The sequence below is a fragment of the Phenylobacterium sp. genome (genome assembly GCF_036821595.1).
GTDB lineage: Bacteria > Pseudomonadota > Alphaproteobacteria > Caulobacterales > Caulobacteraceae > Phenylobacterium.
Genome location: NZ_DAISJG010000107.1, coordinates 1 through 5,485, shown reverse-complemented (window position 1 = coordinate 5,485; position 5,485 = coordinate 1). Strand labels below are relative to the sequence as shown.

General features: G+C 72.5%; 5 protein-coding genes. 2 read left to right on the top strand and 3 right to left on the bottom strand.

The annotated features are described in order from the left end of the window. The coding region (locus V7Z97_RS18990; RefSeq protein ID WP_334165009.1) for a S9 family peptidase at positions 1-1,395 on the bottom strand (1,395 nt) is incomplete at its 3' end. Between the two features lie 171 nt (positions 1,396-1,566). Here V7Z97_RS18990 and V7Z97_RS18985 point away from each other — a divergent pair. Then, on the top strand, positions 1,567-3,900 hold the full coding sequence (locus V7Z97_RS18985) for a membrane-bound PQQ-dependent dehydrogenase, glucose/quinate/shikimate family (protein WP_334165008.1): 2,334 nt from the start codon (positions 1,567-1,569) through the stop codon (positions 3,898-3,900). A 136-nt stretch (positions 3,901-4,036) separates the two neighbouring features. On the opposite strand, the gene V7Z97_RS18980 is transcribed toward V7Z97_RS18985, so the two are convergent. Together V7Z97_RS18980 and V7Z97_RS18975 are read right to left on the bottom strand one after the other, a co-directional pair. Beyond that, positions 4,037-4,219 carry a CsbD family protein gene (locus tag V7Z97_RS18980; RefSeq protein WP_334165007.1) on the bottom strand — a complete coding sequence of 61 codons (183 nt, stop codon included), beginning with the start codon at positions 4,217-4,219 and terminating at the stop codon, positions 4,037-4,039. Between the two features lie 61 nt (positions 4,220-4,280). Next, positions 4,281-4,874, bottom strand: coding sequence for a TetR/AcrR family transcriptional regulator (locus V7Z97_RS18975; RefSeq protein ID WP_334165006.1), 594 nt, complete (start codon positions 4,872-4,874; stop codon positions 4,281-4,283). Positions 4,875-4,971: 97 nt separating this feature from the next. Here V7Z97_RS18975 and V7Z97_RS18970 point away from each other — a divergent pair, with 97 nt between their 5' ends. Further along, a complete protein-coding gene (locus tag V7Z97_RS18970) occupies positions 4,972-5,313 on the top strand; it encodes a CC_3452 family protein (RefSeq protein ID WP_334165005.1) in 342 nt (113 codons plus the stop codon). Positions 5,314-5,485 lie beyond the last annotated feature (172 nt).

Here is a 5,485-nt window from a genome sequence, read left to right as displayed (position 1 = left end):
GATGATCACCGCCGCGCCGAGCTCGTTGACCCAGGACTGCCGCCGGGGATTGAAGCTGGGCTGCTCCTGGCCCTCCGGCCCGCCGTGGATCTGGATCACCACCGGCAGCTTCCCGGCGGCGTTCTTCGGCCGGTAGACGAAGGCCGGGATCGAGCGGCCGTCGAAGGTCGGGTAGCGGAAGAGCGTCGGCTCCACGAGCTTCGCGGGATCGAGGCCGCCCAGTTCGCTCTCGGTCCAGCGGACCAGGGCGCCGCCGCCCACGTCCCAGCTCCAGACGTCGCCGGAGGCGGTGGAGGTGGAGAGGCTGAAGCCGAGCTGCCGGCCGTCCGGCGAGAAGCCCATGCCGGTCAGCACGCCCATGGGCAGCTTCGGCCCCGGTAGCTCACGGCCGCTCTGCACGTCGCGCAGCACGATCCGGGAATAGCCCTCCTCGTTCACCGCATAGGCCAGGGTGCGGCCGTCGGGCGCGACGTCCAGCGCCTCGGCGCCCCACTTCGTGCCCGGCTCCAGGTCGCGCATGCGTCCGCTGGCGAGGTCGAAGACCACAGGCCGCGCGAACTCCGCCCCGTCGTCGGACAGCGCCACCACGGCCGAGCCGCCGAGCGCGAAGGCGGCGTCGGCATAGCCGATCCTGCGCTTCGTCGGGCCCACCGGCGTCAGGGCGCCCGAGGCGACGTCCAGGACGAACAGCTCCACGTGCGGCTGGGCATTGTAGCGCTGGACCAGGATCCGCCGGCCGTCCGGCGAGATGTCGAGCGGCGACATGGCGCCCTTGCCCTCGTGGACCACCCGGCGGCCGGCCGGATTGGCGGGATCGGCCAGCACGATGTCGTAGTTGGGGTCGCCCGGCGTCACCTGGCTCCAGGCCACAAGCCGGCCGTCCTTGGAGAACTTGAAGCCCTGGTTGCGGGTGTTGGGGGCGGTGAGCTGGACCTCGTTCCCGGCCAGGTCGCGCAGGTAGGCCTGGTAGTACTCCGCCCCGCCCACGTCGCGCGGATAGAGGAAGCGCGAGGTCCCGGGCTGCGCCTGTGCGCTGTTCACCGGCTCGTCGAAGAAGGTGAGCTGGGTGCGCGCCGCGCCGGGCTGTGCGACCCGGTGGATCTGGTTGACGTTGCCGAACCGGGTGGCGACCAGCAGCGACCCGTCCGCCAGCCAGTCCTCGAACACCGCCGAGCGGGCGTTGTAATAGGGCGCGAGCGCCGCCTGCAGGCCCGCGGGCGTGGCCGGCGCGCCGTCGTAGACGATGTTTCCCACCTCGCGGACCTGAGCAGGCTCCGCCGCCTGGGGCGGCGTGCTGGCCTGCGGCGGCTGATTGGCCTGCGGCGCTTGGGCGGGTGCGGCGGAGACGACGGAAAGCGCCAGGGCGGACCCCAGCAGGACGGCGCGCGACAGCATCGGAAGAAGGCCCCTGAAGAACTCGAAGGGCGTGACCGAAGCGCGGGCGGCGCGCGGCGTCAACGCACGGCGGTCGAACGGCGGTCGCCGGACGGGCGGCGAAGCTGGACCGTAAGGTTCCATCGCGGCCCGAGCGGGTGCAGGATGGCGGCAAAGTCGGGGGGAACGACGATGTCTGAGACGGAACGGCCGCGCCGGGGCGCGGGCGGCTGGGCGGCGCTTGCGGGCGCGCTCTTCGTGGCGCTGATCGGCGCGGCGCTGGCCGCGGGGGGCGTGCAGCTCGTGCTGCTGAAGGGCTCGCCCTACTACCTGCTCGCGGGCCTGGGCCTCGTGGCGGCCGGCGTGCTGCTGGCGCTGCGGCGGCCGGCGGGCGGGACGGTCTACGGGACGGTGCTGCTGGCGACCCTCCCCTGGGCGCTGTGGGAGGCCGGGTTCGTCTTCTGGCCGCTCCTGTCGCGGCTGTTCGCGCCGGCGGTGCTGGGACTGCCCGTCCTGCTGATCCTGCTGGCTGCGCCGAAGGACCGGCGCAGGCTGCCCATGGGGCTCACGGCCGCGGGCGTGGTCCTGGCGCTGGGCCTCCTGGCCGCGGCCCTGCCGGGCGCCTTCCGCCAGGGCCAGGCGAAGGCGCCGGCGCCGGTGACGGCCGAGGCCGGGCCGGCCGCGGGCGACTGGCAGTTCTACGGCCGCGACCCCGGCGGCCAGCGGTTCGCGCCGTTCGCGCAGATCAGCGCGGAGAACGTCGACAGCCTCGAGGTCGCCTGGACCTTCCGCACCGGCCACCCCGACCTGCGCGGCTCGGAGGACCAGAACACGCCGGTGCAGGTCGGCGACGCCCTCTACGTCTGCACGCCCACCAATGTGGTCATCGCGATCGACGCCGACACCGGCAAGGAGCGCTGGCGGCACGATCCCAAGGTCAAGCCGCACTTCTGGAACCGTTGCCGGGGCGTCGGCTACTGGGCCCGGCCGCAGCCGACCGGCCAGCCCTGCGACCAGCGGATCGTCACCAGCACCATCAACGCCCAGCTCCTGGCGCTGGACGCCGCCACGGGGCGTCGCTGCCCGGGCTTCGGCGAGGACGGCGCCGTCGAGCTCACGCAGGGCGTCGGGCCGGTGAAGCCCGGCTACTATTTCCAGACCTCCACCCCGACCGTGGCCGGCGACCGGATCATCCTCGGCGGCTGGGTGGTGGACAACCAGGAGCTCGGCGAGCCCTCGGGCGTGGTCCGCGCCTTCTCGGCGGAGACCGGCGAGCTGGTCTGGGCCTGGGACCTGGGCAATCCCGCGATCACCCGCCTGCCGCCGGAGGGGCAGACCTACACCCGGGGTACGCCCAACGTCTGGTCGACGCCGGCCTTCGACCCGGCGCTCGGCCTCGTCTACCTGCCCACCGGCAACGCCACCCCCGACTACTGGGGCTCGCACCGCTCGCAGGCGTCGGAGCGCTACGCCTCATCGGTGGTGGCGCTGGACATCGGCACGGGCCGGGAGCGCTGGCGCTTCCAGACCGTGCACCACGACCTCTGGGATTATGACGTCCCCTCGCAGCCGATGCTGGTGGACGTCCCCGTGGCCGGCGGGACCGCGCCGGCGCTGGTCCAGCTCACCAAGCGGGGCGAGATCTTCGTGCTCGACCGGCGCACCGGCGTCCCCATCGTGCCGGTGACCGAGCGGCCCGTGCCGCAGGGCGCGGCGAAGGGCGAGTGGACCAGCCCGACCCAGCCCTATTCAGCCATGCCGCGCATCGGGCCGGAACGGCTGACCGAGGCGATGATGTGGGGCGCGACGCCGCTCGACCAGCTCGGCTGCCGGATCAGCTTCCGCAAGATGCGCTACGAGGGCGACTTCACACCGCCGGGCCCCGACGGGCGGCCCAGCCTGCAGAACCCCGGCAACGGCGGCGGCATGAACTGGGGCTCGGGCGCCTACGACCGGCGGCGAAACCTGCTGATCGTCACCGACATCCGCATGCCGCAGGGCGTGCAGCTCAAGCCGGTGAAGAAATCGATCGGGACGCCGGCCGCCGACCGCCCGGCGCAGAGCCGCGGGGCGGTGCTCTACGAGGCCGACAACACCTGGCTGCTGGGGCCGCTGTTCGTCCCCTGCGTCCAGCCGCCGAACGCCACCATGACCGCCGTCGACATGGCGAGCCGCCGGATCGTCTGGCAGGTTCCGCTGGGTACGGCCGAGGCGAGCGGCCCACTGGGCCTCGGCTCGGGCCTGCCGATCCCGCTAGGGACCTTCGGCCTCGGCGGGCCGGTGACCACGGCCGGCGGCGTCACCTTCCACGCCGCCACCACCGACCCCTACCTGCGGGCCTACGACAACGGGACGGGGAGGGTGCTCTGGCAGGCCAGGCTGCCGGTGGGCGTGGGCGGCACGCCGATGACCTATGTCTCGCCGAAGACCGGCCGCCAGTACGTGGTGGTCTCGGCCGGCGGCGCCCGGCTGGCGAAGAAGAAGGGCGACTACGTCATCGCCTACGCCCTGCCGCCGGCGGGGTAGCGCGGATACGACGAGGGCCGCGCCAGTCCGGCGCGGCCCTCGGCCTCGATACGGCGGCCCGCAGGGAGATGGGCGGTCCGTTGGGGACGCTCGTCCTCCGCTCGGGGACGCGGACCCCGCGTCGAGCTCGACAGTCCTAATGCTTCAGGATGTCCCGGGCGGCTTCCTTCACATTGCCGACCGCCTTCTGGCCCTTGCCGGCCACCTTGTCGGCGGTCCCTTCGGCTTCCAGGCGCTCGTCGCCGGTCGCGCGGCCGACCGTTTCCTTCACCGAGCCCTTGGCGTCCTTCGCGGCGCCCTTCATCTCGTCCTTGTGCATGGTCTTGGTCCTTTCGCGTTGGGTGTCGGGACCTGTACGCGGCAGGACGGCGGATGTTCCGTCAGGCGGCGCCCTTCTCGGCCCGGTCGAGCAGGGCGTGGAAGGCGGCGCGGGCCGAGCGGCGGGCGTCGGGGTCGCCCATCAGCCGGCGGGCCTCGGAGTGGCCCAGCACGAAGCTCTTCATCTGAAAGTAGCCGGACTGGGCCTCGGGCTCGGAGAGCGGCGGGTAGCGCATGGCCATGAACTCGCGCACCAGGGTGCGCCGCCACTGCAGCATCCCCTTCTGCAGCTGGTCGCGCAGCGGCCCGGGCTGGTCGTCCAGCTCCACCGACAGGGAGACGATCGGGCAGCCGTGCTCGGACCACTCGCTCTCCGACCAGTCCAGCCAGCGGTCGAACACCGCCTCCAGCCGCGGCCGGCCGTGCGGCAGGTCGAGCGTCGGGGTCCAGATGAAGTCGGTGAAGCGCTGCTGCACCTGCTCGACCACGGCCAGCTGCATCGCCTCCTTTGAATCGAAGTGCTTGAACAGGCCGCTCTTGGACAGGCCCACGGCCACGGCCACGTCGCCCAGGCTGGCGGCCGTCAGCCCGCGGGCGGCCACCTGCCGGGCCGCCTCGTCGAGGATCCGGGCGCGCGTCACATCGCCTTTGCGCAAAGGCCAAGCCTCCCTGCTTGACAGTAAGTGACCGATCGTGCTCTTTCCGGCGTTAGCGACCGGTCGTGCTCTTTTCCCTAACGGAAGGATCACGAAAATGCAAAACTTCAGTGTGTTCGGGGCGATCGCCGCAGCCGCGGTGTTCGTCTCAGGGGCGGCCTACGCCCAGGCCTATTCCAGCGAGGCGAAGCTGGCCCAGCCCGCCGCCGCCCCGCAGGAGGCCACGATCGCCGGCGTCGCCTGGCGCTGCGAGGGCGACGCCTGCAAGGGCGCGGCCGAGCGGAAGGCCAATGTCGACGGGCTGATGCGCGAGTGCCGCAAGGTGGTCGCCGTCATCGGGCCGGTGTCGTCCTACCGCAGCCAGGGCCGCGAGCTCTCGGCCGGCCAGGTCCGCGCCTGCAACAAGGGCGCGATCCAGATCCAGACGGCGCGGAACTGAGCCCGACTCTCCTCTCCCCCGACGCGGAACGCGCGGGGGCAGAGGAGGGGGAACGTTGCGCCCCACGCCCCGCGCCGCTATCTGCACGCCCGACTTCCCCATTCCCATCGAAGCGAGCGCGGACGCCCCATGGCGCAGCAGTACATTTTCCAGATGCAGGGCCTGACCAAGG